Source organism: Micromonospora echinofusca, from assembly GCF_900091445.1.
In the GTDB taxonomy this organism is placed as follows: domain Bacteria; phylum Actinomycetota; class Actinomycetes; order Mycobacteriales; family Micromonosporaceae; genus Micromonospora; species Micromonospora echinofusca.
In genome coordinates, this window is record NZ_LT607733.1 from 6,024,963 (window position 1) to 6,049,275 (window position 24,313).

At 73.5% G+C, this 24,313-nt stretch carries 25 protein-coding genes; 8 read left to right on the top strand and 17 right to left on the bottom strand.

Annotated features, from left to right (window positions below; genetic code table 11):
* Positions 1-6: 6 nt before the first annotated feature.
* From GA0070610_RS25800 to mqnC, 7 genes are all read right to left on the bottom strand, one after another.
* Positions 7-372, bottom strand: coding sequence for an NADH-quinone oxidoreductase subunit A (locus GA0070610_RS25800; RefSeq protein WP_089002434.1), 366 nt, complete (start codon positions 370-372; stop codon positions 7-9).
* A 191-nt stretch (positions 373-563) separates the two neighbouring features.
* Complete coding sequence (locus GA0070610_RS25805) at positions 564-1,841, bottom strand: geranylgeranyl reductase family protein (protein ID WP_089002435.1); 1,278 nt, start codon at positions 1,839-1,841, stop codon at positions 564-566.
* Positions 1,842-1,990: 149 nt separating this feature from the next.
* On the bottom strand, positions 1,991-2,221 hold the full coding sequence (locus GA0070610_RS25810) for a hypothetical protein (RefSeq protein WP_089002436.1): 231 nt from the start codon (positions 2,219-2,221) through the stop codon (positions 1,991-1,993).
* A gap of 65 nt (positions 2,222-2,286) precedes the next feature.
* The gene (locus GA0070610_RS25815) at positions 2,287-2,997 is read right to left on the bottom strand and encodes a demethylmenaquinone methyltransferase (RefSeq protein ID WP_089002437.1); all 711 of its coding nucleotides are present in this window, start codon (positions 2,995-2,997) and stop codon (positions 2,287-2,289) included.
* A 138-nt stretch (positions 2,998-3,135) separates the two neighbouring features.
* On the bottom strand, positions 3,136-4,383 hold the full coding sequence (locus tag GA0070610_RS25820) for an LPXTG cell wall anchor domain-containing protein (RefSeq protein WP_089002438.1): 1,248 nt from the start codon (positions 4,381-4,383) through the stop codon (positions 3,136-3,138).
* 222 nt (positions 4,384-4,605) lie between these two features.
* Entirely contained in the window at positions 4,606-5,808 is a 1,203-nt protein-coding gene (locus GA0070610_RS31595) for an LPXTG cell wall anchor domain-containing protein (protein WP_089002439.1), read from the bottom strand.
* Positions 5,809-6,153: 345 nt separating this feature from the next.
* Positions 6,154-7,344 carry a cyclic dehypoxanthinyl futalosine synthase gene (gene mqnC, locus GA0070610_RS25830; RefSeq protein ID WP_089002440.1) on the bottom strand — a complete coding sequence of 397 codons (1,191 nt, stop codon included), beginning with the start codon at positions 7,342-7,344 and terminating at the stop codon, positions 6,154-6,156.
* A 127-nt stretch (positions 7,345-7,471) separates the two neighbouring features.
* Here mqnC and GA0070610_RS30995 point away from each other — a divergent pair, with 127 nt between their 5' ends.
* Both GA0070610_RS30995 and GA0070610_RS25835 read left to right on the top strand, forming a co-directional pair.
* Positions 7,472-7,642: a hypothetical protein gene (locus GA0070610_RS30995; protein ID WP_172896596.1), complete on the top strand. Its 171-nt coding sequence runs from the start codon at positions 7,472-7,474 to the stop codon at positions 7,640-7,642.
* Positions 7,642-8,406: a peptidoglycan recognition protein family protein gene (locus tag GA0070610_RS25835; RefSeq protein ID WP_231925812.1), complete on the top strand. Its 765-nt coding sequence runs from the start codon at positions 7,642-7,644 to the stop codon at positions 8,404-8,406. The genes GA0070610_RS30995 and GA0070610_RS25835 overlap by 1 nt, the downstream gene beginning before the upstream one ends.
* A gap of 87 nt (positions 8,407-8,493) precedes the next feature.
* Here the strand turns inward: GA0070610_RS25835 and paaE are convergent, their stop codons facing one another.
* Genes paaE through paaA form a run of 5 tightly spaced genes read right to left on the bottom strand, consistent with a single transcriptional unit; the run spans position 8,494 to position 12,196 of the window.
* Positions 8,494-9,603: a 1,2-phenylacetyl-CoA epoxidase subunit PaaE gene (gene paaE, locus GA0070610_RS25840; RefSeq protein WP_089002441.1), complete on the bottom strand. Its 1,110-nt coding sequence runs from the start codon at positions 9,601-9,603 to the stop codon at positions 8,494-8,496.
* Entirely contained in the window at positions 9,600-10,073 is a 474-nt protein-coding gene (gene paaD / locus GA0070610_RS25845; protein WP_089002442.1) for a 1,2-phenylacetyl-CoA epoxidase subunit PaaD, read from the bottom strand. The genes paaE and paaD overlap by 4 nt, the downstream gene beginning before the upstream one ends.
* 16 nt (positions 10,074-10,089) lie before the next feature.
* Positions 10,090-10,815 carry a 1,2-phenylacetyl-CoA epoxidase subunit PaaC gene (gene paaC, locus GA0070610_RS25850; protein ID WP_089002443.1) on the bottom strand — a complete coding sequence of 242 codons (726 nt, stop codon included), beginning with the start codon at positions 10,813-10,815 and terminating at the stop codon, positions 10,090-10,092.
* Entirely contained in the window at positions 10,812-11,132 is a 321-nt protein-coding gene (gene paaB / locus GA0070610_RS25855; protein ID WP_089002444.1) for a 1,2-phenylacetyl-CoA epoxidase subunit PaaB, read from the bottom strand. The genes paaC and paaB overlap by 4 nt, the downstream gene beginning before the upstream one ends.
* The gene (paaA, locus tag GA0070610_RS25860; protein ID WP_089002445.1) at positions 11,129-12,196 is read right to left on the bottom strand and encodes a 1,2-phenylacetyl-CoA epoxidase subunit PaaA; all 1,068 of its coding nucleotides are present in this window, start codon (positions 12,194-12,196) and stop codon (positions 11,129-11,131) included. The genes paaB and paaA overlap by 4 nt, the downstream gene beginning before the upstream one ends.
* A gap of 359 nt (positions 12,197-12,555) precedes the next feature.
* Here paaA and GA0070610_RS25865 point away from each other — a divergent pair, with 359 nt between their 5' ends.
* Together GA0070610_RS25865 and GA0070610_RS25870 are read left to right on the top strand one after the other, a co-directional pair.
* Entirely contained in the window at positions 12,556-13,509 is a 954-nt protein-coding gene (locus GA0070610_RS25865) for a hypothetical protein (protein WP_089002446.1), read from the top strand.
* Complete coding sequence (locus GA0070610_RS25870) at positions 13,509-14,456, top strand: serine hydrolase (RefSeq protein ID WP_089002447.1); 948 nt, start codon at positions 13,509-13,511, stop codon at positions 14,454-14,456. The genes GA0070610_RS25865 and GA0070610_RS25870 overlap by 1 nt, the downstream gene beginning before the upstream one ends.
* A 30-nt stretch (positions 14,457-14,486) precedes the next feature.
* Here GA0070610_RS25870 and GA0070610_RS25875 read toward each other — a convergent pair whose 3' ends face one another.
* Genes GA0070610_RS25875 through GA0070610_RS25885 form a run of 3 tightly spaced genes read right to left on the bottom strand, consistent with a single transcriptional unit; the run spans position 14,487 to position 17,318 of the window.
* A complete protein-coding gene (locus GA0070610_RS25875) occupies positions 14,487-15,338 on the bottom strand; it encodes a menaquinone biosynthetic enzyme MqnA/MqnD family protein (RefSeq protein WP_089002448.1) in 852 nt (283 codons plus the stop codon).
* A 33-nt stretch (positions 15,339-15,371) separates the two neighbouring features.
* Positions 15,372-16,691 (bottom strand): MFS transporter, encoded by a 1,320-nt coding sequence (locus GA0070610_RS25880; protein ID WP_089002449.1) that lies wholly within the window; start codon positions 16,689-16,691, stop codon positions 15,372-15,374.
* Positions 16,692-16,733: 42 nt separating this feature from the next.
* Positions 16,734-17,318 (bottom strand): winged helix-turn-helix domain-containing protein, encoded by a 585-nt coding sequence (locus GA0070610_RS25885; protein ID WP_089002450.1) that lies wholly within the window; start codon positions 17,316-17,318, stop codon positions 16,734-16,736.
* A gap of 239 nt (positions 17,319-17,557) precedes the next feature.
* On the opposite strand from GA0070610_RS25885, the gene GA0070610_RS25890 reads away from it, so the two are divergent.
* From GA0070610_RS25890 to GA0070610_RS25905, 4 genes are all read left to right on the top strand, one after another.
* Positions 17,558-19,741, top strand: a complete 2,184-nt coding sequence (locus GA0070610_RS25890; protein ID WP_231925813.1) for a HelD family protein — start codon at positions 17,558-17,560, stop codon at positions 19,739-19,741.
* Positions 19,742-19,799: 58 nt separating this feature from the next.
* On the top strand, positions 19,800-20,720 hold the full coding sequence (locus GA0070610_RS25895; protein ID WP_089002452.1) for an ABC transporter ATP-binding protein: 921 nt from the start codon (positions 19,800-19,802) through the stop codon (positions 20,718-20,720).
* A gap of 15 nt (positions 20,721-20,735) precedes the next feature.
* Positions 20,736-21,473 carry an ABC transporter permease gene (locus GA0070610_RS25900; protein WP_089002453.1) on the top strand — a complete coding sequence of 246 codons (738 nt, stop codon included), beginning with the start codon at positions 20,736-20,738 and terminating at the stop codon, positions 21,471-21,473.
* A gap of 95 nt (positions 21,474-21,568) precedes the next feature.
* Positions 21,569-22,330 carry a VOC family protein gene (locus GA0070610_RS25905; RefSeq protein ID WP_089002454.1) on the top strand — a complete coding sequence of 254 codons (762 nt, stop codon included), beginning with the start codon at positions 21,569-21,571 and terminating at the stop codon, positions 22,328-22,330.
* A gap of 28 nt (positions 22,331-22,358) precedes the next feature.
* Here GA0070610_RS25905 and GA0070610_RS25910 read toward each other — a convergent pair whose 3' ends face one another.
* Positions 22,359-23,135, bottom strand: a complete 777-nt coding sequence (locus tag GA0070610_RS25910) for an ABC transporter ATP-binding protein (protein ID WP_089003745.1) — start codon at positions 23,133-23,135, stop codon at positions 22,359-22,361.
* A gap of 68 nt (positions 23,136-23,203) precedes the next feature.
* Positions 23,204-24,307 (bottom strand): FecCD family ABC transporter permease, encoded by a 1,104-nt coding sequence (locus GA0070610_RS25915; RefSeq protein ID WP_089002455.1) that lies wholly within the window; start codon positions 24,305-24,307, stop codon positions 23,204-23,206.
* Positions 24,308-24,313 lie beyond the last annotated feature (6 nt).

A 24,313-nucleotide genomic window follows, 5' to 3' on the forward strand; every position in this document is an offset into this window, starting at 1 on the left:
CCTCCCTCAGTCCCAGTCCAGGCCGCCGCGCCGCCAGACGTAGGCGTATGCGACGAAGACCGCGACGATGAACAGGACCATCTCCACGAAGCCGAAGATCGGCAGGGCGTCGAAGGAGACCGCCCAGGGGTAGAGGAAGATGATCTCGATGTCGAAGACGATGAAGAGCATCGCCGTCAGGTAGAACTTGATCGGGAACCGGCCGCCGCCGACCGGCTGCGGGCTGGGCTCGATGCCGCACTCGTACGCCTCGAGCTTGGCCTTGTTGTAGCGCCGGGGACCGGCGAAGCGGGCAGCGGCCACGGAGAACAGCGCGAAGCCCGTGGCGAGGGCGAACAGCCCGATGATCGGTGCGTAAGGCGAGAGCGACATCGTTTTCTCCTGCTCGTCCTTCCCTGCCCCTGGTCCTTGTCAAAAATCACACTATTCACGTCCCTCGCGACGGTTGTCGGCGGGGGTCGATCTCCCATGTCCGCGCCCGCGCCCGTCGCCGACCGTGGACGGGGCCGTCACACGCGTCTGCCTTCGTTCGCGACCGCGGGGGTTCGCACGATCACTGAGAGCTACACGGCCGGCGCCACTCTCGTCATCGCGTTGATGACGCGGTCCATGGCGTCCCCGTCCCGGGGGTCGGTCAGGTTGGCCAGCAGCTTCAGCACGAAGCGCATCAGCATCGGGTGCGGCATGCCGTGCTTCGTGGCCATCCGCATGATCTCGGGACGGCCGATGAGCTTCACGAAGATGCCGCCGAGCCGGTAGTAGCCGCCGAAGCGGGCCTTCAGCTCCGTCGAGTACGCCGCCAGGGCCCGTTCCCGGTCCGCGCCGGCGGGGCGCGCGAGCGCCTGCACGGCGATCTCCGCGGCCAGCTCGCCGGACTCCATCGCGTACGCGATGCCCTCGCCGTTGAACGGGTTGACCATGCCGCCGGAGTCGCCGACCAGCATCACGCCCCGGGTGTAGTGCGGCACCCGGTTGAAGCCCATGGGGAGCGCTGCGCCGAGGATCGGGCCCTCCGCGTTCGCCTCGTCGGTCATGCCCCAGTCGGCCGGCGTGTTGGCCAGCCAGTCGGTGAGCAGCCGACGGTAGTTGGTCTTGCCGAACGCGGACGACGAGTTGAGCACGCCGAGGCCGACGTTGACCCGGCCGTCGCCCAGCCCGAAGATCCAGCCGTAGCCGGGCAGCAGGTTGTCGCCGCTGTCCTTGCTGCGCAGCTCCAGCCAGGACTCCAGGTAGTTGTCGTCGTGCTTGGCCGGCGAGCGGTAGTAACGCCGGACGGCGACGCCGATCGGCCGGTCCTCGCGCTTGGCCAGCCCGAGGGCGAGCGGGAAGCGGCCGGAGACGCCGTCGGCGGCGACGACCAGCGGCGCGTGGAAGGTGGCGGGCTCCTTGCCGGGGCCGACCTCCGCCTCCACGCCGGTCACCCGGCCGTCGGGGCCCAGCACCGGGCCGGTGACGTTCACGCCGGTACGCAGCTTCGCGCCGGACTCGACGGCACGCCGGGCGAGCAGGTCGTCGAAGTCGAGCCGGGTGCGCACCAGGCCGTAGTTGGGGAAGCTCGCCAGGTCGGGCCAGTCCAGCTCCAGCCGGACGCCGCCGCCGATCACCCGCAGTCCGCGGTTGTGCAGCCAGCCCGCCTCGGGCGAGGTGTCCACGCCCATCCGGATCAGCTGTCGCACCGCGCGCGGGGTCAGCCCGTCGCCGCAGACCTTCTCCCGGGGGAACTCGGTCTTCTCCAGCAGCAGCACCCGTACGCCGTGCCGAGCCAGGTGGTACGCGGTAGCCGACCCACCGGGACCGGCGCCCACGACGATCACGTCGGCGTCATGTTCCACCGCGGTCATCCCGCGCCTCCTCCCGCATGCTCGTGAAATGCTTCACAAGCCAGACGGAGGGAGTCTATGACCGACGTCATGACCACGCCGGATCAGGGGTACCTAAGTTGCCCGGGACACGTCCGCCGAGGTCGGGGCCGGGGTGCCGGGGCGGGGCGTCAGCGCCGGGCGGCGGTCGCCCGGTCCAGGCCGGCGTCGTGCCGGATCGTCTCCGGCAGGTGCTCGCGCAGCGCGCCGCCGGCCGCGCGGTCCAGGGCCGCCAGCACCTCGACCACCACCTGACGGACGTCGGCGGGATCCGCGCCGGCCAACTCCTTGAGCTGGGCGATGAGTTCGGCCGCGTCGTCGTCGGTGGCCTCCGCGCCGACCGCCTGGTCTGGTCCCGTCATGGGGGCGAGCTTACGGAACAAAGTAGAGCAAAAAGGGATACTTGCGGAAATCCGGCCGGATCGACCTATTCGCGGACCGCGCGGTGCAGCGCCGCGATCCCGCCGCTCAGGTTGCGCCAGGCCACCCTGCCCCAGCCCGCCGCGCCGATCCGCGCGGCCAGGGCCGGCTGGTCGGGCCACGCCCGGATCGACTCGGCCAGGTAGACGTACGCGTCGGGGTTGCTGGAGACGGCACGCGCCACGCTCGGCAGCGAGCGCATCAGGTACGACAGGTAGACGGTGCGGAACGCCGGGTTCACCGGGGTGCTGAACTCGCACACCACCAGCCGGCCGCCCGGCCTGGTGACCCGGGCCAGCTCCCGCAGGGCGGCGTCGGTGTCGTTCACGTTGCGCAGCGCGAACGAGATGGTCACCGCGTCGAAGCTGGCGTCGGCGAAGGGCAGCCGCAACGCGTCCCCGGCCAGCAGCGGCACCCGGGGGCGGGTGCGCTTGCCGACGCGCAGCATGCCCAGGGACAGGTCGGCGCCCACCGCGTACGCGCCCGACTGGGCCAGCTCCTCCGTGGAGACGCCGGTGCCGGCGCCCACGTCGAGCACCCGCTCACCCGGCCGCAGGTCGAGCGCGGCGCGGGTGGCCCGCCGCCAGAACCGGTCCTGCCCGAAGGAGAGGACGGTGTTGGTCAGGTCGTAGCGAGCCGCCACGCCGTCGAACATCGCGGCGACCTCGTGCGGCTGCTTGTCCAGGCTGGCGCGCTGGCCCTGCGGGGTACGGCTCACCCCTCCACTCTGCCAGCCCCGCCCGCCGGGACGCCCGGTGGGTCGTCCCGGCGGCGCGGGCCGCTGCTCGACGCGCCGACGCCCGGGTACGACGCGGGGGCGGGGCAGTCGCCCACCCCGCCCCCGCGTCGTCGTACGTCAGTCGGTCGACCTCTCGTCGCCGGGCGCCACCAGGACGACCTTGCGCCGCCGGGAGAGCAGCAGCAGCGCGCCGCCGGCCAGCAGCACGGCCGCGCCGATGCCGCCGATCAGCCCCGCCTGCACGCCGGTCACCGGCAGCCCTCCGTCGCCACCGCCACCGCCACCGGTGCCGGGGGTGGTGGTCGGGCCCGCCGTGGGTACGCCGGTCGGGGTGGCCGTGGGCGCCACCGTCGGGGTCGGCGTCGGGGTCGGGCTCGGCTGCGCGGACAGGTCGACGAAGGCCTCGAAGATCGTGTGGTTGTCGCTGATGTCGACCTCGGAGAAGGCCTTCCGCTGCGCCTGGCCGGCCACCCGCGGCTCCTCCTCCGGCTCGCCCTCGGCGGCGTCCAGCCCGTACGCGAAGAGGTCGCCCTCGCGCAGCACCGGCTCGGTCACGTCGTCGCCCACCTTCACCGTCACGTCGGCGGTGTAGTACTGCCCCCGGCGGATGATCGCGCCGGCGTCCTCGCAGAACGCCTGCTCCTTGCCGAGGAACACCTGCTGGGCGCAGCCCTGCGGCAACGTCACGAAGCTCACACCGGGCGGGAGGGTGATGCCGTAGAAGACGCCGGTGGCGGGCCGGCTGCCGTCGTTGTAGACCGCCCAGTCCAGCGGGACGGTCTCGCCCCGGCGCACCGGCTCGAGGTCCGGCTCGTCGGCCACCGCGCCGTTGACCACGACGCCTGCCTGGATGTCCTGCACCCAGGCGGTGAGGTCGTAGCCGGGCTTCGTCACGGTGACCGGCACGACGACCTTGTCGCGAACCTCGCCCCCGGGCGTCGCGGTGACGACGTGGACGACGAGCTTGCCGCCGTCGCCCCGGCCGCCCTTGCTGAACAGCGGAACGCCGAAGTCCTTGCTGGTGCCGGCGGGCAGGTCGCCGAGGGAGCACTGGTAGAGGTGGTTCTCGATGGCGCGGCAGCCCTCGGGCACCAGGAAGCCGACGCGCTTGTCCTTGAGCTGCCGGGTGTTCACCCGGTACGAGACGTCCTCCGCCGTGGCCGTGCCGGCGTTGGTGACGGTGAACTTGAACGGCTTGCTCCGGGCCGCGTCGACACCCTTCGCGAGCTGGGTGCTGATCGGACTCAGGGCGAGGTCCGGCCCGTCGGCGGCCTGGGCGGGAACGGCGACGGCGGTCAGGCCGCCCGCCGCGAGAAGTGCCACGGCACCGGCGCGGGCCAGGGCCGAGCGATGGAACAGGGTCATCGGTCCCCCGGGGGGTTAGGGAAGAAACGAATGGTTGCGGAACCCGGGCGGACGCTATCGGAGGTCGATGCGGCGCGCCAGCAGGGAGAACGTGTTTCGTCCGTCCGTCCGGCCGATCCGGACGGACGGCCCGACGCACAGCGGGGGCGGGATGGTCACCCATCCCGCCCCCGCTGCCGTGCGTTATGTGAACGACCCTCGCGGGTCGATGGAGGACGACCGTCAGGCCGTCGGCTTCTCGTCGCCCGGGGTCACCAGGACGACCCGGCGCCGCCGCGCCACCATGAACATGGCCGCGCCCGCGACCAGCACCACGCCGCCGATGCCGCCGATCAGCGTGGTCTGCGCGCCGGTGACCGGCAGGCCGCCGTCGTCGTCACCGCCGCCCGCGCCGCCCTTGGCCGCGACGATCACGGCGTAGCCGTCGGAGTTGTCGGTGGCGTCCACGTCGGAGGCCTGCAGGCCGGTGACGTTCTCCGGCAGGGTGACCGCCGCCGTCCGCGCCCGGGTGGGCTCGGAGCCGACCGGCTCGACGCTGACCAGACCGCCCTTGAGGGCGCCCGGCTTCACGTCCGCCGCCACGTCGAACAGGTGGTAGAAGCCGTAGGCCGAGTAGAGCTTGTCCTCGGCGTTGGTGTCCTCGTCCTGCGGGATCAGCCCGAAGTTGGCGTAGGTGCAGGTGAAGGTGGACTTGTCGGCCGCATACTCGCAGCCGGGCTCCACCTCCGTCGGGGTGACGCCCTTGGGCAGCTTGACGCTGATCTTCAGACCGGCCGCGGCCTTGTCACCCTGGTTGGTGATGAAGTAGGTCAGCGCAGAACGGCCGCCCGCGTGCAGGTCGCCGGAGTAGACCGGGTTCCCGTCGACGATCTTCACGCCCTGCTTGACGTCCTCGGCGACGACCGAGAGGTCCGGCCCGCTGGCGTCCGAGAAGTCCAGCGTGGCGGTCTTGGTGTTGTTCGCCGCGTTGGTGTCGTCCTTCGAGACGAGCTTGAAGGAGAGGGGCGCCTGGTAGGTGCCGGTGCCCTCGAACTTGAACAGGACGACCGGCAGGTCCGTGGTCTCGCCCGGGCCCGGCAGGCCCTTCTCCGTCGCGTAGCAGATGAACGCGGTCGGCTTCTCCCCGGCGAACTCCACGTCGCAGCCGTCCTCGACGGCCGGCACGGCGGCGACCTTGTCGAAGTCGACCTTGGACACGTCCACCCGCACGGCCAGCTCGCTCGGGGTGTTCTTGCCGGTGTTGGTCACCTTGGCGTAGGCGAACTTGCCCTGCGCGTTGGCGGCGACCCGCGTGCCGGCCACCTCGATCGCGAGGTCCGTCTCGGTGCCCGAGGCCTGGGCCGGGCTACCGAAAGCGGTCAACGCGCCGGAGGCGAGCAGCGCGCCGGCGCCGATACGCGCCAGCGAACGGTTACGGAAGATCATGGAAAGGGTCCCCCCGTTGGGGCGAAGGAAAGGTACGGCCGGGGACGTTAGCGGTAAGCGATCACGCTCGCCACCCCCAAGGTCGGGCGCGTTGAACAGCCAGGCTAAGAATCACTTAAGGAATGCCCGGATTGATATGTCTTGCTGCCCAGGCCACCTCGCGGCCGACTCCGAACGGCAACCCAATCGAGATCAACGGTCCACGGGAATTCACCCGATCGGCCAGCCGGCGAGGCCGCCAATGATCACTCTCCGTACGGCGGCGCTCCACGCAGGGACCCGCGTACGACGGCACCCCACCGCCGGGGACGACGGTGGGGTGCCGGGGTCGTACGGGTGAGCGCGTCAGCGGACGTCGACCAGCGGCAGGGACTTCCCGGCGCCGCCGCCCGGTATGGCGATCGAGGAGAAGTGCGAGACCACCCGCTCGTCGGTCGGGTCGTCGGCCGGGGTGTGGTGCACGGCCAGCCGGTTGTAGAGGGTGTCGCGCTGGGCGGGGATCCGGTCCGCCGAGCGGATCATGCCGATCAGCTCGTGCAGGTTGGAGCGGTGCCGCGCGCCGGCGGAGGAGATGACGTTCTCCTCCAGCATGATCGAGCCGAGGTCGTCCACGCCCATGTGCAGGGCGAGTTGCCCGACGTCCTTGCCGGTGGTCAACCAGGACGCCTGCAGGTGCGGCACCGTCTCGAAGAAGAGCCGGGCCACCGCGACCAGCCGCAGGTACTCCAGCGTGGTCGCCTGCGTACGGCCCTTGAGGTGGTTGTTCTCCGGCTGGTACGTCCACGGGATGAACGCCCGGAAGCCCTTCGTGCGGTCCTGCACGTCGCGGATCATCCGCAGGTGCTCGATCCGCTCGGCGGCGGTCTCGCCGGTGCCCATCATCATGGTGGCGGTCGACTCGACGCCCTGCCGGTGTGCCAGCTCCATGACCTCCAGCCAGCGCTCGCCCGACTCCTTCAGCGGCGCGATGGCCTTGCGCGGGCGGGCGGGCAGCATCTCGGCGCCGGCGCCGGCGATCGAGTCCAGCCCGGCCGCCTTGATCCGGGCGATGGCCTCGTCGAGGCTGACACCGGAGACCTTGGCCATGTGCAGGATCTCGCTGGGGCCGATCGAGTGGATGGCGAGCTGCGGGTAGGCCTTCTTGACCGAGGAGAACAGCTCCTCGTAGTACTCCACGCCGTAGTCCGGGTGGTGCCCGCCCTGGAGCATGACCTGGGTGGCGCCCAACTCGACCGCCTCGCCGCAGCGGCGCAGGATCTCCTCGGTCGGGTGGGTCCAGCCCTCCCGGTGCTTCGGGGCCCGGTAGAACGCGCAGAACTTGCACGCCGTCACGCAGACGTTGGTGTAGTTGATGTTGCGGTCGATCAGGTACGTGACGACGTTGTCCGGGTAGCGGCGTCGGCGTACCGCGTCGGCGGCCTCGCCCAGGGCGTGCAACGGCGCCTCGGTGTAGAGCAGCAGGGCCTCCTCGGGCGTGATCCGCCCGCCGTCCGCGCCACGCTGCAGGATGTCGTCGATCTCCCGGCTCACACTCACCCCCCGAGCCTACGTCGCCCCGCCCCGGGGCCGCCCCGCCGGACTCCTGTCGGCCACGCCACAGGCTCCGCCCGGGCGGCGGCCCGAGGGACTTACCCCTGCCGCATCGATCAACTAGCATCAATGGATGATTTTCCCCGCGCCTTCGCCCGCACCTCCACCCCTACGTCGCCGGGCGCTGCTGGGCCTCGTACCGCTCGGGGCCGCCGCTCTCGCCGTCGCCACGGTGGGCCGACCGGCACGCGCGGCCACCACGGCCCGGGCGCCGGAGTGTCTCGCCGACCTGACGGCGGCCTGATGGCGACCGTCCCCTGGCTCGCCGACGTGCTCCGCGCCGCCGGCGTCACCGTGGTGGAGCACGGCAACTGGCTCGGCCGGGTCTCCGGCAGCTCGTTCGCCCCCATCGGCGTGCTCTGGCACCACACGGCGGCCACCTCCAGCGCCGGCAACCCGCACCCCGCGCTGAACATCTGCATCAACGGCCGCTCCGACCTGCCCGGACCGCTCTGCCAGGCCCTCGTCGACTACCACGGCGTCTTCCACGTCATCTCCGGCGGGCGGGCCAACCACGCCGGCGTGAGTCGCGGCAGCGGCCCCATCCCGGCCGGCGACGGCAACACCCTGATGATCGGCTGGGAGATCGACTACAACGGGGTCAACCAGGCCATGACCGGCGCCCAGTACAGCACCTCGGTGCTCGCCACCGCCGCCGTGCTGCGCCGGCTCGGCCGCGACGCCAGCCACGCCCGGGGGCACCGGGAGACCAGCACCAGCGGCAAGATCGACCCGTCGTTCATCGACCTGGACTCGATGCGTGCCGACGTGGCCCGCCAGCTCGCCGGCAACCCACCCCTCGACCTCACGGAGAACGACATGAAGCTCATCCAGTCACCCGGCCGCGGCATCGCCCTCGTCGGCCCCGGCTACTTCCGCCAGCTCCGCAACGACGAGGAGGTGCACGCCGCCGTCGCACTGGCCGGCAACCCGCTGGTCGGCAACGACCGCCAGTTCGACCTGTGGCGCAGCATCGCCTACGACGGCCAGGTCAAGGCCCCGAGCTGACCCTCACGCAAGGGGTCGGCGGGTGCGACGCGGTGCCTGCGCCGACCCGCCGACCCGGCTGCGCCCGCCGAGCGGCGGGCGGACCGGTCAGGCGTCGTAGTCCACCGTGAGCCGGTCGGTCGTCGGGCTGGACTGGCAGGTGAGCACGTAGCCTGCGGCCACCTCGTCCGGCTCCAGCGCGTAGTTGCGGGCCATCGTCACCGCGCCGTCGACCACCTTGGCCTTGCAGGTCGAGCAGACCCCACCCTTGCAGGCGTAGGGCAGCTCGCCGCGCACCTTCAGCGCCGCGTCCAGCACCCGCTCGTCGCGCCGCATCGTGAAGCGCGACGACCGGCCGTCCAGCAGGATGGTCACCTCGGCCCCACCCCCCGGCTCGTCGGCCGGACGTCGCGGCGGGGCCGGGGCCTCGGCGACGTGGAACAGCTCCGTGTGCACCGCCGACTCCGCCACGCCGCGCGCGGCGAGCACCTCCCGGGCGTCCACCACCATGTCGTACGGGCCGCAGAGGAACCACTCGTCGACGGCGTCGCCGGGCACGACGGTGTCCAGCAACCGGCCCAGCCGGTCGGCGTCGATCCGGCCGGAGAGCAACGGCGACTCGCCCTGCTCCCGGGAGAGCACGTGCACCAGGTGCAGCCGGGTCGGCCACCGGTCCTTCAGGTCGGCCAACTCCTCGGCGAACATCACGGTGTTCGCCGTGCGGTTGCCGTACACCAGGGTGAACGTGCTGGCCGGCTCGACGGCGAGCGCCGTCGCGACCAGCGCGAGCACCGGGGTGATGCCCGAGCCAGCGACCACCGCGCCGTAGTGGCGGGCCCGCTCCGGCGCGAAGGCCGTGGTGAAGTGCCCGAGCGGCGGCAGCACCTCGATCGTGTCGCCGCCGCGGAGCGCGCCGCAGGCGTACGCGGAGAAGGCACCACCCGGGATCTCCCGCACGCCGATCCGCAGCCGGCCGTGCCGGACCAGGTCGTCGGGCGTGGAGCAGATGGAGTACGACCGCCGCACGTCCTCGCCGGCGTCCGTGCTGCGCCGCACGGTGAGGTGCTGGCCGGCGGAGAACGCGAACGTCTCGCGCAGCTCCTCCGGCACGGCGAAGGTGACCGCCACGGCGTCGTCGGTGAGCCGGTCGACGGCGGCGACGGACAGCGGGTGGAAGACCGGCCGGCGACGGACCGGGCGGGTGATCGTGACAGTCACAGCGCCTTCAGGTGGTCGAAGGGTTCACGGCAGGAACGGCAGCGCCAGAGCGCCTTGCACGCGGTCGAGCCGAAGCGGCTGACCTGCTCGGTCTCGGGCGAGCCGCAGCGCGGGCAGCGGACGGCGAGGGTCAGCGGCACCACGTTGTCGGCGCGCGCGGGCGCCGGTGGGGCGATGCCGGCGGCGGCGAGCTTGGCCCGCCCGGCGTCGGAGATCCAGTCGGTGCTCCACGCCGGGCTGTAGACCGTCCGCACGTCGGCGTCGGGGCGGCCGACGGCGGCCAGCGCCCGCCGGATGTCGGTGCGGATCACGTCCATCGCCGGGCAGCCGGTGTAGGTGGGGGTGATGGTCACGACCACCCGGCCCGACGCCGGGTCCTCGTCGACCGCCCGCAGGATGCCGAGGTCGTCGATGGTGACCACCCGGATCTCCGGATCCACCACCGCCGCCACGGCCTCCCGCGGTGTCACCGGTGCCGCCTCGCGCTCACCAGCGGGCCCCGGGGTGGGCGCGGTGCAGCACCTGCATCTCCGCGAGCAGGTAGGACAGGTGCTCGGTGTGCACGCCGTCCCGCCCGCCGGCCGGCGCCCAGCCGGACTCCGGCCGGGTCAGCGTGGCCTCGTCGAGCACGGCCGCGACCCGGGCGTCGAAGTCGGCCCGCAGGGTGGCCGGGTCGACCGGCGCCGCCGGGTCGGGGGCGAACAGCTCGTGGACGTACGGCCAGACCTGGTCGACCGCCGCCTGCATGCGCCGGTGCGACTCCTCGGTGCCGTCACCGAGCCGCCGTACCCACGTCGACGCGTGGTCGAGGTGGTAGGCCGACTCCTTGCGGGCCTTGGCCCCGATCGCGGCCAGCCGCTCGTCGGCGCACCCGGCCAGCGCCGTGTAGAGGGGGAGCTGGTAGGCCGCGAGGAAGAGCAGCTTCGCCATGGTCACCGCGAAGTCGCCGTTGGGCAGCTCCACCAGCAGGCAGTTGCGGAACTCGCGGTCGTCGCGGAGGAACGCCAGCGCGTCCTCGTCCCGGCCGGCGGCCTCCAGCTCGCCCGCGTACGACAGCAGGAGCCGGGCCGCGCCGAGCTGGTCGAGGGCGATGTTGGCCAGCGCGATGTCCTCTTCCATCTCGGGCGCGCGGGTGGTCCACTCGGCCAGCCGCTGCGCCGCGATCAGCGCGTCGTCGCCGAGCGCGAGAGCGAAGTCGAAGCGCCCGCTCACAGGTGGGCCACCCCCTCCGGCACGTCGTAGAAGGTGGGATGGCGGTAGACCTTGTCGGCCGCCGGGTCGAAGAAGGCGTCCTTCTCGTCGGGGCTGGACGCGGTGATCGCGGCGGCGGGCACCACCCAGATCGAGACGCCCTCCTGGCGGCGGGTGTAGAGGTCCCGCGCGTTTCGCAGGGCCAGCTCGGCGTCGGGGGCGTGCAGGCTGCCGACGTGGGTGTGCGACAACCCGCGCCGCGCCCGCACGAAGACCTCCCACAAGGGCGAAGGACCGCTCACGCCGCGCTGGTCCGTCCGCTCGCTACGCTCGCTCACGCCGCCACCTTCTCCTTCTGCTCCACCCGCTTGGCGGCGTACGCCGCGGCGGCCTCACGCACCCAGGCGCCGTCGGCGTGGGCGCGGCGACGGTGCTCCATCCGCTGCCGGTTGCACGGGCCGTTGCCCTTGATCACCCGCATCAGCTCGTCGTAGTCGGGCTGGGTGAAGTCGTACGACTGGCGCGACTCGTTCCAGCGCAGGTCCGGATCCGGGATGGTCAGGCCGAGGATCTCCGCCTGCTGCACGCACATGTCCACGAAGCGCTGGCGCAGCTCGTCGTTCGAGAAGCGCTTGATCTTCCAGGCCATGGACTGCGCCGAGTGGGTGGAGTCGGTGTCCGGCGGGCCGAACATCGCCAGCGACGGGTACCACCAGCGGTCGAGGGCGTCCTGCGCCATCGCCTTCTGCTCGGGCGTGCCGTGCGCGAGGGTGTGCAGGATCTCGTAGCCCTGCCGCTGGTGGAACGACTCCTCCTTGCAGACCCGGATCATCGCCCGCGCGTACGGCCCGTAGGAGCAGCGGCAGAGCGGGACCTGGTTGACGATGGCGGCGCCGTCCACCAGCCAGCCGATCGCGCCCATGTCGGCCCAGGTCAGCGTGGGGTAGTTGAAGATCGAGCTGTACTTCTGCCGGCCGTTGAGCAGCAGCTCGACCAGCTCGTCGCGGCTGATCCCGAGGGTCTCGGCGGCGGCGTAGAGGTAGAGGCCGTGGCCGGCCTCGTCCTGCACCTTGGCCAGCAGGATCGCCTTGCGCTTGAGCGAGGGGGCGCGGCTGATCCAGTTGCCCTCCGGCTGCATGCCGATGATCTCGGAGTGCGCGTGCTGCGCGATCTGCCGGATCAGCGTCTTGCGGTACGCCTCGGGCATCCAGTCGCGCGGCTCGATCTTCTGGTCGGCGTCGATGACCTCGGCGAAGTACGCCTCGAGGTCCTCGTCCGGGCCGGGGGCGCCGCCCCGGCGGCCACGTGCGGCGGCCTCCCGCAGGGCCGCCTCCGCTGCCTCGACCTCGCCGAGCAGGCCGCCGCCGGGTGCGTCCTCGGCGGAGAAGTCGTTGCCATACATGGGGTCAAGTGTTACAGCTCGCCTCTCGGGACACCAGAGGGTGTAACAGGTTTCCGGAGACACTTTCAGCGCGGCCCGGCGGCTCCCGGCAGCCGGTCAAACTATGACTTGGGTCACTATGGAAAGGTGAATCCACCCAACAGCCGCATAGCGGCTCGATATCCCGCCTACTTGGCAAGTTGCCAGGTGTCGGGTTCTGGCGCCGCGCCGATCCGCACGTAGACTTCCCCCGTCACACCGATCGGCTGCCGACGATCGCCCGAGAAACACGGAGGGCGCATCCCCCGCCTCGGCGAGCCGCCGATCCGTCCGACAACCAGCCGGGCCCCCCGGCCCTGACATCTGGAGCTCATCCACTCATGCGATCCCGCGTGACCCTGGTGCTCGCCGTCGTGGCGGTCCTCCTCGGTGGCGGCCTGCTCGTCCCGGCCGCGTACGCCCGACTCGCCGGCGACGACTCCGCGAGCGGCGGAAGCGGTGGCGGAAGCGTCGCGGCGCCCGCGCCGGTCCCGCCCGCGCCGCCGACCCTGGCCGCCGGCCCGGTGGCGGTGGACTTCAAGGGCGAGTTCTTCTCGTGGGCCCTGATGGACCGGGAGACCGGCGAGATCTCCGGGTCGAAGAACCTGGCCTCGACCAGCTCCACCGAGTCGATGATCAAGGCCTGGTTCGCGGCGGACTACCTCCGCCAGCTCGGCGACAAGCCGCTGCCGGCCGAGCGCAAGAAGCAGATCACCACCGCCATCCGGGACAGCAACGACGACGCCGCCAACGCCCTGTACGGCGCGGTGGGCCGGGCCGCCACGATCAAGCGGATGATCAGCACCTGCGAACTCACCGACACCAAGCCGGGCAACGTGCCCGGCTACGTGGGCTGGTGGAGCTTCACCCGGATGTCCCCGCGCGACGCCGTCCGGCTCGGCGACTGCATCGCCGACGGCACGGCCGCCGGCCCCAAGTGGACGAAGCTCCTGCTGGACGAGATGAGCAAGGTCAGGGGCAGCACGGCCGCCAAGGACCAGAAGGCCCGGTCCGGCGGCGGCCGCTGGGGCATCATCGACGGCCTCCCCCCGTCGATCGTCAGCCAGGGCCCGGTCAGCATGAAGAACGGCTGGACGCCCCTCAACTACGACGGCAACTGGCACGTCAGCTGCCTCGCCGTCACCGACAGGTGGAGCCTCGCGGTGATGCTCCGCTACCCGCAGAAGAGCGGCCTCACCTACGGCGCGCAGGTCTGCGCCTCGGTCGCCAGCCAGCTCGTGACCCCGCAGCCGGGCGCCGCTCTCAAGGTGCCGCAGCCCGTCGGGAAGCTCTGATGGCGCGGCAGCGTCGGGCCTCCGGGTCGGCCGACGCCTCCCCCGGCAAGCTGATCGTCATCGCGGTGGTCCTCATCGGCCTGGTGCTCGTCTCGCTCCGGTTGCTGCCGGGCTCGCCGTTCGAGTCCACCGCCGCCGCGAAGTGGGGCACCCCCGCCGGCTCCGCCGAGCGCGCCACGACGGCTCCCAGCGACCGCAGCTCGCGGCCGTCCCCGTCGCCGACGCCGAGCCCCGCCCCGGAGCCGCTGCCGTTCGAGGCGAAGGACCTCGACCTGGACATCGAGGGCTGGTACTCCTGGAGTGTCCTCGACCGCCGCAACGGCGAGATCATCGGCTCGGACAACATGGACGAGACCAGCACCACCGCGTCGCTGATCAAGGCGTGGATCGTCGCGGACTACCTGCGCCGCGCCGATGAGAAGGGCCAGACCCCGAGCGCCGCCAAGCTCGCCGACGCCACGAAGATCATCCGGGACAGCGACAACACCCGGACCCAGCAGTTCTACAACGCGCTGGGCGGGTCCGCCTCGATCAAGCGGCTGCTCTCCAAGTGCGAGCTGACCGACAGCAGCGTCGCCAGCGACGGCGGCTGGAGCCGTACCGCCCTCTCCCCCCGGGACACCGCCCGGATGGGCGCCTGCATCGCCGACGGCCGCGCCGCCGGGCCGCAGTGGACCAAGTGGCTGATCGGCGAGATGCGGCTCGTCCGGGGCGGCGGGGACTTCGGCATCCGCAAGGCGTTCCCGGCCGCGGAGCGCAAGACCATCGCCATCAAGAACGGCTGGATCGACCGTACGCGCGAGCAGGAGATGCACATCAACTGCCTCGCCATCGGCGACACCTGGACGATGGGCGTGATGGTCCGCTACCCGATCGGCAAGGGCTACGAGTACGGCATGAAGAACTGCCAGAAGATCACCGAAGCCCTCCTGCGCCCCACCACCTAGACCCGGCCCCCGCCGGTTCGGTCGAAGGGCTCAGCCCATGAAGAAGGCGGGACCGGCGGCGGGCAGGGGCGGGGCGGCGCCGACGGCGGCGGCGCGGCGGGCGAACTCGCGCAGGCCGGCCACCTGGCGCTCCCCGAGGGAGAAGTCCAGCGCCCGGAAGTACGTCGCCAGCGTCGCCGCGTCGAAGGGCTCCCAGCGGGCGGCCGCCTCGGCCACCTGGTCCAGCTCCGCCAGGCAGAGGTCCCGGGAGCGCAGGAACGCCTCGTGCACCTCCTTGACGAGGCCGGGGTGCGCGGCGGCGAAGTCGCGGCGTACCGCCCAGACGGCGAAGACCATCGGCAGGCCCGTCCACTCCCGCCACGCCTGCCCGAGGTCAGTGACCTCCAGCCCGCGCTTCGGTGCCTCGTAGAGGGCGCGCAGCGCCACGTCACCGATCAGCACCCCGGCGTCGGCCTCCAGCAGCATCTGGGTCAGGTCGGGCGGGCAGCGGAAGTACTCCGGGCTGACCGCGTACCGCTCGCCGAGCAGCAGCTGGGCCAGCAGCACGCCGGTCCGCGAGGTCGAGCCCAGCGCCACCTTGCCGTGGTCCAGCTCGGCCAGCGGGCGGGTGGAGACGATGTTGACGGACAGCACCGGGCCGTCGCTGCCGACCGCCAGGTCGGGCAGGAGCAGCAGCTCGTCGGCGTGGCGCAGGTACTCCACGTGGGAGATCGGGCCGATGTCCAGGTCACCGGCGACCAGCGCGGCGCTGAGCCGGTCCGGGGAGTCCTTGTGCAGGTCGACGTCGATCAGGGCACCGGAGCGCATCAGCCCCCAGTAGATCGGCAGGCAGTTCAGGAACTGGATGTGCCCGACCCGGGGGCGTGCGACGTGCTCAGCCATGCCCCGACCGTATCCCCGCCACCGCCCGGTGGCTCAGCGGGCCGGGGCGGGAGTGGCCAACCCCGCATCCGCCGCCGGCCCCTCCTCCCGCCCCTCGACCGGCCCGCCGTGCCCGGGTGCCCCCGATCCGGCTGGGGCGCCGGTCGCCCGGGCACGGCGGACGGACCGGACGACGACCGGCACGAACGCCGCCACCACCAGCAGGCCGGCCACGCCGGCGCCCGCGATCAGGGGGCGCGGCGCCAGCAGGGCCAGCAGGGCGCCCCCGATCAGGTAGCCGCCCATCGAGCCGCCCTGCACCGCCGCGCCGTAGAGGGCGTACGCCCGGCCGCGCGACACCTCCGGCACGCGCCGGGCGGTGAGCAGGTTGGCGAAGACGTTCTCCCCGCCGTTCGCCGCGCCCGCGACCAGCCAGAGCGGGACCAGCAGCGCGGCCGTGGGCACGGCGGCGGCGACGATCACCGTCAGGCAGATGCCACCGAGCGTCGTCAGCACCCCGTACACCAGGGCGGCGTCGTCGCTGAGGCGGTGGGCGAGCCGGGCGCAGAGCCAGCTGCCCGGCAGCATCCCCGCCATCCAGGCGGCACCGACCAACCCGTACGTGGTGGGCGTGCCGCCCAGGGTCTCCCGGATGAAGAAGACCTCGATCACGTTGATGCCGCCCACGGCCGTGATGACCGCGGCCGTGCCGAGGACGACGACCAGCAGCAGCGGGTCGCGACGCAGCCGCCACGCCGGGGCGCCCTCGACCCCGCGCGCGGGTGTGGCGGCGGCCCGTCGGCCGCCCCGGCGGGTGCGCAGCAGCAGCCCCGCGACCACCAGCGCGAGGTAGCTCCCAGCGTCGATGAGCAGCGGTACGCGCGTGCCGAACTGCCCGACCAGAAGCCCGGCGAGCACCGGGCCGGCCAGCGCGCCCAGGGTGCTGGCCGTCTGGCTGATCGCGCTGGCCCGGGGCAGGTCGGCGGGGCGCACCATCGCCGGCAGCAGGGCCGCCAGGCAGGGCTGGGTCACGGCGAGCCCGCAGGCGAGCAGCGCGACGAGCCCGACGATCAGGGCCGGGTGCTCGGCGAAGGCGAGCAGGGCGCAGACGCCGGCCTGCGCCAGGCCGGCGGTGACCAGCAGCGTACGGCTGTCCACCCGGTCGGCGAGCCGTCCGGTGAGCGGGGCGAGCACCACCAGCGGGAGGGTGGCCGCCAGCAGCAGTCCGGAGACGGCGAGGCCGCCGGCCCCGGCGGCCTGGAGCGCGAGCGCCAGGGCGGTGGCGGCGAGGAAGTCGCCGCACATCGAGGTGCCGCGCGCGCCGGCGGCGAGCCAGACGTCGGACCAGCGCGATCCGTCAGCCATGAAGGACATACTTCGAAAATAATCCTTCACAACTGCGCGGGGCAACCCCTCCTACGCCAGCGGCACCGTCCGGTACTGCACCGCCACCGTGCGCGCCCCGGCCGGCGGATCGGCCTGCCGGTTGCGCTGCCGGTACGGCTCGAACAACGCGCTGACCGCCTCGTTCAGCCCGGCCAGTTCGTCGGCGGTGAGCAGCAGCAGGGTGTCGCTGAACAACGCGACGTCGTACCACTCGGCGGGCTCGTCACCGGCGCGGCGCAACCAGTCCCGCGTCCGCTGCATGTCGCGGGCCGCGTGTGCCTCCACCAGCGCTTCCTCGGCGGCGCGCGCATCGGGGCCGGCGGAGCGACCCGCGTCGACCATCAGGCTCCGGCCGACCGTGCGCCACAGCCGCTCGCGCGCGTCCCCCCGGCTCGGCGCCTGCTCCACCAGGCCCGACTTCGCCAGCGCCCGGAGGTGGTAGCTGGTCGCGCTCGGCGACAGCCCGGCGACCTCCGCGCACTCGGTGGCGGTCGCGCCGCCCTCCACCACGCCCAGGTGTTCCATGATCGCGATTCGGGCCGGATGGGCCAGCGCCCGCATCACCTGCGGGTCGCTGACCGTCATCCGGCGCTGTTCGGGACGCGCCTCCGTCATGCGCCCATGATTCCTGGTCGCCCGCCCGCGTGGGCCGCCGGCCGGGCAGTACCGGGGGTTCGCCCGGCGGCGGCGCCACGGGCGAAATCCGGTGGAGCGTGCCGCGCCGGGCGCGTAAAATGTCAGGCCGCTGACGGCCATGGTGAGAGTGACCACCGCATCGGACGTCCCGCGCCGGGGGCCGGCCATCCGCCCGCCGGACACGCGAGCGATCGGCAGATGACCCGATGGGATCCACCGTGACCGCACTCGACCTCGACCTCGATGCCGACCTCGCCGCCGAGCGCCAGCACCTCGCCACCTCCCGGGCGGCCCTGGCCCAGATGCGGCAACGCGCCGAGGCCCTCTTCTCCACCGGCGACCAGGTGGCCGGCGACGCGTACGCGGCCGAGACGCTCGGGCGCACCCTGGCCCGCCGGGTCGCCGAACTCGCCGACGACCCCACCACGCCGCTCTTCTTCGGACGCCTCGACTTCGGCCCGGCGACCGGCGCCCCACCCGCCGACGACGACCGCCCCGGGGACCCCGACGACGGAACCGACGGGTGGCACGCGGACCACGCCGGACGGCGCTACCACGTCGGCCGGCGGCACGTCACCGACGACCGGGGCGAGCCGCTGGTGCTGGACTGGCGGGCGCCGGTCTCCCGGTCGTTCTACCGGGCGAGCGCCCGCGACCCGCAGGGCGTGGCGGTACGGCGCCGCTTCGGGTTCAGCAACGGGACGCTGACCAGTTTCGAGGACGAGCGCCTCGACCGGGGTGAGGAACTGGGCACGGCCAGCCGCATCCTGACCGCCGAGATCGAACGGCCGCGCGTCGGACCGATGCGCGACATCGTGGCCACCATCCAGCCGGAGCAGGACGAGCTGGTCCGGGCCGACCTAGCCGACTCCATCTGCGTGCAGGGCGCCCCGGGCACCGGCAAGACGGCCGTCGGCCTGCACCGGGCCGCGTACCTGCTCTACCTGCACCGGGAACGGCTGCGCCGCTCCGGCGTGCTGATCGTGGGGCCGAACCGCACCTTCCTGTCGTACATCGCGGCGGTGCTGCCGGCGCTCGGCGAGGTGGAGGTCGAACAGGCCACGGTGGAGGACCTGGTCGCCCGGGTGCCGGTGCGGGCCGTCGACGACCCGGCGGTGGCCGCGGTCAAGCACGACGCCCGGATGGCCGAGGTGCTGCGCCGGGCGGTCGACGCGTACATCGGCGAGCCGGCCGAGCCGATCATGGTGTCGGACGGCTCGTTCCGCTGGCGCATCGGGCTGGACCCGCTGCACCGGGTCGTCGAGGAGACCCGCCGGGAGCGGCTGCCGTACGCCACGGGCCGCGAGCGCGTCCGGGCCAGAGTGGTGGCGCTGCTGCAACGGCAGGCCGAGGCGCGGCGCGCCGAGTCCCCGAGCGACGCCTGGCTGCGCCGGATGGGCAAGGCCACCCCGGTCACCGCCTTCCTCGACGCGGTCTGGCCGGCGCTCACCCCGGAAGGGCTGGTGCACGCCCTGCTCGGCGACCCGCAGCGGCTCGCCGCCGCGGCGGACGGGCTGCTCGACGCCGAGGAGCAGGCGCGGCTGCGCGGGCTCGCCACCCCGGCCGGCGCGGCCGACCCGACGGCGGTCGGCGCCACGGAACCGGCGCGCGCGTCGGCGCGACGCCCCGCCCCGGCCGGCACGAAGCTCGGGCGTACGCCGAAGGCCACGAAGTGGACGGCGGCCGACGCCGTGCTGATCGACGAGGCGGCCGGGCTCATCGAGCGGCCGGGCGGCTTCGGGCACGTCGTCGTCGACGAGGCGCAGGACCTGTCCCCGATGCAGTGCCGCGTGATCGCCCGGCGCAGCGAACACGGGTCGATCACCCTCCTCGGCGACCTGGCCCAGGGCACCGCCCCGTGGGCCGCCGCCGACTGGCGGGATTCCCTGCGCCACCTCGGCAAGCCGGACGCCGTCGTGGTGCCGCTGACGGTCGGCTTCCGGGTGCCCGCCGCCGTCGTCGCTTTCGCCAACCGGCTGCTGCCGGCTCTCGCCGTCGACGTGCCCCCGGCCGAGTCGCTGCGCCGCGACGGCGCGCTCGACGTGCGTACCGTCGACGACCTGGCCGCCGCGACGGTGGCCGAGGTGCGCGCGGCGCTGGCGTTCGACGGCTCGGTGGCGGTGATCGCCGCCGACGACGCGGTCGGCGACCTGCGGGCGGCGCTGGACGCCGCCGGCGTCGACACCGCGACCGTCGACGAGCCGGCCGCCACGGCGCGCGTCACGGTCGTGCCCGCGACCCTGGTCAAGGGCCTGGAGTACGACCACGTCATCGTCGTCGAGCCGGCGGCGATCGTGGCCGCCGAACCGCGCGGCCTGCACCGGCTCTACGTGGTGCTCACCCGGGCGGTCTCCCGGCTCGCCGTGCTGCACGCCCGGCCGCTGCCCGCGCCGCTCGGGTGACCGGCGACTTGCGCCGGGGCGGTAGACAGGTGTCCGTGACACCCTCGACGAGCGTCCCGTGATCCTCGCCCGCGCCGAGGCGGTCAGCCGCCGCTACGGCGACGTGCTCGCCCTCGACCGGGTCGACCTGGAGGTCTCCGCCGGTGAGTTGGTCGGCCTGCTCGGCCCCAACGGGGCGGGCAAGAGCACCCTGCTGAACCTGCTCGTCGGGCTGCGCCGGCCCACCGCCGGCCGGGTCGAGCTGTTCGGCGGCGACCCGCGCGACCCGGCGAGCCGGCGGCAGATCGGGGTCACCCCGCAGGAGACGGGCCTGCCCGGCACGCTGCGGGTCGGCGAGGTCGTGGACTTCGTCGCCGCCCACCACCCCGACCCGGTCCCCCGGGGCGAGCTGCTCGACCGCTTCGGCCTGGGCGAGCTGGCCCGGCGGCAGACCGGCGGCCTCTCCGGCGGGCAACGCCGCCGGCTCGCGGTGGCGCTCGCCTTCGTCGGCCGGCCCCGGCTGGTGCTGCTCGACGAGCCGACCACCGGGCTGGACGTCGCGGCGCGGCACACCCTGTGGGAGGCGATCCGGGCGTTCCACGACGACGGCGGCACCGTGCTGCTGAGCAGCCACTACCTGGAGGAGGTCGAGGCGCTGGCCCGGCGGGTGGTGGTCATCGGGCACGGCCGGGTGCTGGCCGACGACACGGTCGACGCGATCCGGGGGATCGTCGGCGTACGCCGGGTCAGCCTGGTCGCCGACGAGCTGCCCGCGCTGCCCGGTGTGGTCCGCACCGAGCGGGTCGACGGGCGCACCCACCTGCTCACCACCGACGCCGACGAGCTGGTGCGGGCCCTGGTCACCGCCGGGGTCGCGTTCGCCGACCTGGAGGTACGCCCCACCTCGTTGGAGGAGGCGTTCCTCGCCATCACCGCCGCACCGGGCTCGGAACCCGGCCGTCCGACGGCCGCCGTGGCCGGCCCGCCGGCCACCGCCTGAGGGAACGGATCAGCCATGCGCCTCGCCCTCGTCCACGCCCGCTACCAGCTCCTGGAGACGGTCCGCATCCCGGTCGCCGTCGTCGGCAGCGCCTTCTTCCCCGCCGTGGCGATGCTCTTCTTCGTGGTGCCGTTCGCCGGGAAGGACCCGGTCGCCGCCACGTACGCCACCGCCGCCATGGTCACTTTCTCGGTGATGAGCGCGAACGTCTTCCAGTACGGCGTCGGGGTCGCCGAGGACCGCGACCAGCCCTGGAACCCGTACACCCGCACCCTGCCGGCGGGCCCCGCGCCGCGCTTCGCCGGGCGGGTGCTGGCCGGGCTGGCGCTCACCTACCTCTCCCTGGTCCCGGTGGTGGTGATCGGGGCCACGCTCACCGAGGCGCGGATCAGCGCACCCGCGTTCCTGCTGGCCCTGGCGACCGTCACGGTGATCTCGGTGCCGTTCACGCTGCTGGGGCTCGCCATCGGCTACTCGATGCCGAGCAAGGCGGCGATCGTGGTGGCGCAGGTCGTCTTCTTCCCCCTCGCCTTCGGGGGCGGCCTGCTCTCCGCCCCGGACCAGGCGCCCGGGTTCGTCGAGGCCGTCGCGCCGTTCCTGCCGACCCGGGGCGCGGTGGAGCTGATGTGGGCGGCGACCGGCGACTACCCGGTCGACCCGCTGTCGATGGTCATGCTCGGGGTCTGGGTGGTGCTGCTGGCGGTGCTGGCCGGGTGGGCGTACCGGCGCGACGAGGGTCGACGGTTCAGCTGACGATTCGTCCGATCCGCCCCGTGACGCGGCGGGTCGGTGCCACGATTCCGGCAGGGGCGTGCCGGCGTGGCCGTCCCCCGCCGAGAGGGGTCGTCGTGAGCACCGTCCCGCCGGGCACACCCTGCTGGGCCGACCTCGCCACCCCCGGGCTCGCCGAGGCGCGCCGGTTCTATCCCGAACTGTTCGGCTGGACCGGCCGGATCGACCCGGAGCCCGAGGCCGGCGGCTACACCGTCTTCCTGCTCGACGGGCGGGCCGTGGCGGGCGCGGGTCCGCCGGCCGTCCCCGACCAGGTGCCGATCTGGTCCACGTACCTGGCGACCGACGACGCGGACCTGGTCGCCGGCCGGGTCGAGCGGGCCGGCGGCCAGGTCGTGGTGCCCCCGTTCGAGGTCTTCGACCAGGGCCGGATGGCGGTCTTCGCCGACCCGGCCGGGGCGGCGTTCAGCGTCTGGCAGCCGATGGCGATGCCCGGCGCCGAGGTGTTCGACGTCCCGGGGGCGCTCACCTGGACCGAGCTGGTCACCCCCGATCCGGAGGGTGCCAAGGTCTTCTACGAGCTGGTCTTCGGCTGGCACCCGGACGACCAGCGGGCGGGCCCGGTCACGTACACCGGCTGGCGGCTCGGCACCCGGATCGTGGCCGGCATGGTGCCGCCGCTCGGCGACGGGTTCCCGGCGGACACGCCCGCGTACTGGTCGGTGCACTTCGCCGTGGCCGACGCCGACGCGGCCGCCGCCCGCGCCGCCGAACTCGGCGGCACGATCCTGGTCCCGCCCCAGACCACCCCGGCGGGCCGCTTCGCCGCCCTGCGCGACCCCCACGGCGCCCTCTTCAACGTCCTCACCCGCCCCTGACCATCCCCACCCGCGCGGGGCAGGACGGTCAGCGACGAGGGCGGATCGGGACCACCAGGGGGCCGTGGTCGCCGTCGACGACGCGGACGGTGGCGCGGTACCAGGTGGCGAGGAGCTGCTCGGTGAGCACCTCGCGGGGGGTGCCGGCCGCCACCACCCGGCCCTCGGCCAGCAGCACCATGCGGTCGGCGTACTCGCCGGCGATGGAGAGGTCGTGCATGGTGGCGAGCACCGTCAGGCCGTGCTCGCGGCGCAGCCGGTCGACCAGCTCCAGCACCTCCTGCTGGTGGCCGATGTCCAGCGCGCTGATCGGCTCGTCCAGCAGCAGCAGGGTCGCGCCCTGGGCCAGCGCGCGGGCCAGGAAGACCCGCTGCCGCTCGCCGCCGGAGAGGGTGGCCAGCTCCCGGTCGTGGAAACCGGCCAGGTCCAGCCCGTCGAGCACCTCGTGGGCGGCGGCCAGGTCGGCGGTGGACTCCCGGCCCAGCGGCGCGATGTAGGGGGTGCGGCCCAGCAGCACGTAGTCGAACACCGACATGCCGGCCGGCACGACCGGGGACTGGGCCACCGTGGCGACCACCCGGGCGCGGTCGCGGCGGCGCAGCGCCTCGCTGGGCGTACCGAAGAGGGAGACGGCGCCCGACGCGGGCAGCAGGCCGCCGACGGCGCGCAGCAGGGTCGACTTCCCGGCGCCGTTCGGGCCGATCACGGTCACCCACTCGCCGGCGGCGACGGTCAGGTCGACGCCGGCCAGGATGGGCGTGCCGTCCAGGCGTACGTGCAGGTCGCGCACCTCGACGGCGGCCACGGCGGCCGCGTCGGAGGACCGCACGGCCCCACCGTCCGCCGGCCGCGCGGCCGGCACGCGCCGCGCGCTCACCCGAGCACCCGGCGGGAGGTACGCAGGACCAGGACGAAGAACGGGCCGCCGAGCAGCGCGGTGACCACGCCGATCGGGATCTCCGACGGGGCGGCGACGGTGCGGGCCACCACGTCGGTCAGGGCCAGGAAGGCGCCGCCGAAGAGCAGCGACAGCGGCAGGATCACCCGGTAGCTCGACCCGGCGAGCAGCCGGACGGTGTGCGGCACGATGATCCCGACGAAGCCGATCAGGCCGGACGCGGAGACGGCGGCGGCGGTGCCGAGCGAGGCGGCGGCGATGAGCAGGTAGCGGGACCGCTGCGGGTGAAGCCCGAGGCTCGCGGCCTCGTCGTCGCCGACGGAGAGCACGTCGAGCTCCCGCCGGTGCAGCAGCACCACCAGGGCGGTGAGCAGGAAGTACGGCAGCACCAGCCGAACGTCGTGCCAGCCGGCGGTGGCGAGCCGCCCGAGCAGCCACGAGTAGACCTGCTGGATGCTGTCGGAGTTGCGTTGCAGCAGGTAGGTCTGCCCGGCCGAGAGGAACGCGGAGACGGCCACCCCGGCGAGGATCAAGGTGGCCGTGGAGCGTCCGCGCCCGCCGGAGGCGCCCAGCAGGTAGGTCATCGCCACGGCGCCGATCGAGCCGACGAACGCGGCCAGCGGGATGGTGAGCGGCAGCCCGGTGAGCGCGCCGGCCGTCCCGGCGCCGAGGGTGATCACCGCGGTGACGGCGAGCCCGGCCCCGGCCGCCACCCCGAGCAGGTACGGGTCGGCCAGCGGGTTGCGGAACACCCCCTGGTAGCAGCCGCCGGCCAGGGCCAGCAGCCCGCCGACCAGCAAGCCGAGCACCGCCCGGGGCAGCCGCAGCTCGGTGACGATGGCGATCTCACGCTCGGTCAGCCCGCTGTCGAGGCGTACGCCGGGGATGAGGTTGAGCAGCTCGGCCGCGACGCTGCCCGGCGGCAGGCTGACCGGGCCGAGGGACACCCCGGCGACCAGCGCGACCAGCACCGCGGCGACGCCGGCGAGGAGCCAGCGGGGCCGCAGCCCGGCGGGCCGGGACGCGGGGAGCGTCCCGGCCGGCCGGGCGGGCGGTGCCTGCACGAGCGGGCGGCTCATGGACGG

Coding starts and splice junctions, on each gene's coding strand:
- GA0070610_RS25800 (WP_089002434.1), bottom strand. CDS start 372: ATGTCGCTCTCGCCTTACGCACCGATCATCGGGCTGTTCGCCCTCGCC.
- GA0070610_RS25805 (WP_089002435.1), bottom strand. CDS start 1,841: ATGACCGCGGTGGAACATGACGCCGACGTGATCGTCGTGGGCGCCGGT.
- GA0070610_RS25810 (WP_089002436.1), bottom strand. CDS start 2,221: ATGACGGGACCAGACCAGGCGGTCGGCGCGGAGGCCACCGACGACGAC.
- GA0070610_RS25820 (WP_089002438.1), bottom strand. CDS start 4,383: ATGACCCTGTTCCATCGCTCGGCCCTGGCCCGCGCCGGTGCCGTGGCA.
- GA0070610_RS31595 (WP_089002439.1), bottom strand. CDS start 5,808: ATGATCTTCCGTAACCGTTCGCTGGCGCGTATCGGCGCCGGCGCGCTG.
- GA0070610_RS30995 (WP_172896596.1), top strand. CDS start 7,472: ATGATTTTCCCCGCGCCTTCGCCCGCACCTCCACCCCTACGTCGCCGG.
- GA0070610_RS25835 (WP_231925812.1), top strand. CDS start 7,642: ATGGCGACCGTCCCCTGGCTCGCCGACGTGCTCCGCGCCGCCGGCGTC.
- paaA (WP_089002445.1), bottom strand. CDS start 12,196: ATGTATGGCAACGACTTCTCCGCCGAGGACGCACCCGGCGGCGGCCTG.
- GA0070610_RS25865 (WP_089002446.1), top strand. CDS start 12,556: ATGCGATCCCGCGTGACCCTGGTGCTCGCCGTCGTGGCGGTCCTCCTC.
- GA0070610_RS25870 (WP_089002447.1), top strand. CDS start 13,509: ATGGCGCGGCAGCGTCGGGCCTCCGGGTCGGCCGACGCCTCCCCCGGC.
- GA0070610_RS25875 (WP_089002448.1), bottom strand. CDS start 15,338: ATGGCTGAGCACGTCGCACGCCCCCGGGTCGGGCACATCCAGTTCCTG.
- GA0070610_RS25880 (WP_089002449.1), bottom strand. CDS start 16,691: ATGTCCTTCATGGCTGACGGATCGCGCTGGTCCGACGTCTGGCTCGCC.
- GA0070610_RS25885 (WP_089002450.1), bottom strand. CDS start 17,318: ATGACGGAGGCGCGTCCCGAACAGCGCCGGATGACGGTCAGCGACCCG.
- GA0070610_RS25900 (WP_089002453.1), top strand. CDS start 20,736: ATGCGCCTCGCCCTCGTCCACGCCCGCTACCAGCTCCTGGAGACGGTC.
- GA0070610_RS25915 (WP_089002455.1), bottom strand. CDS start 24,307: ATGAGCCGCCCGCTCGTGCAGGCACCGCCCGCCCGGCCGGCCGGGACG.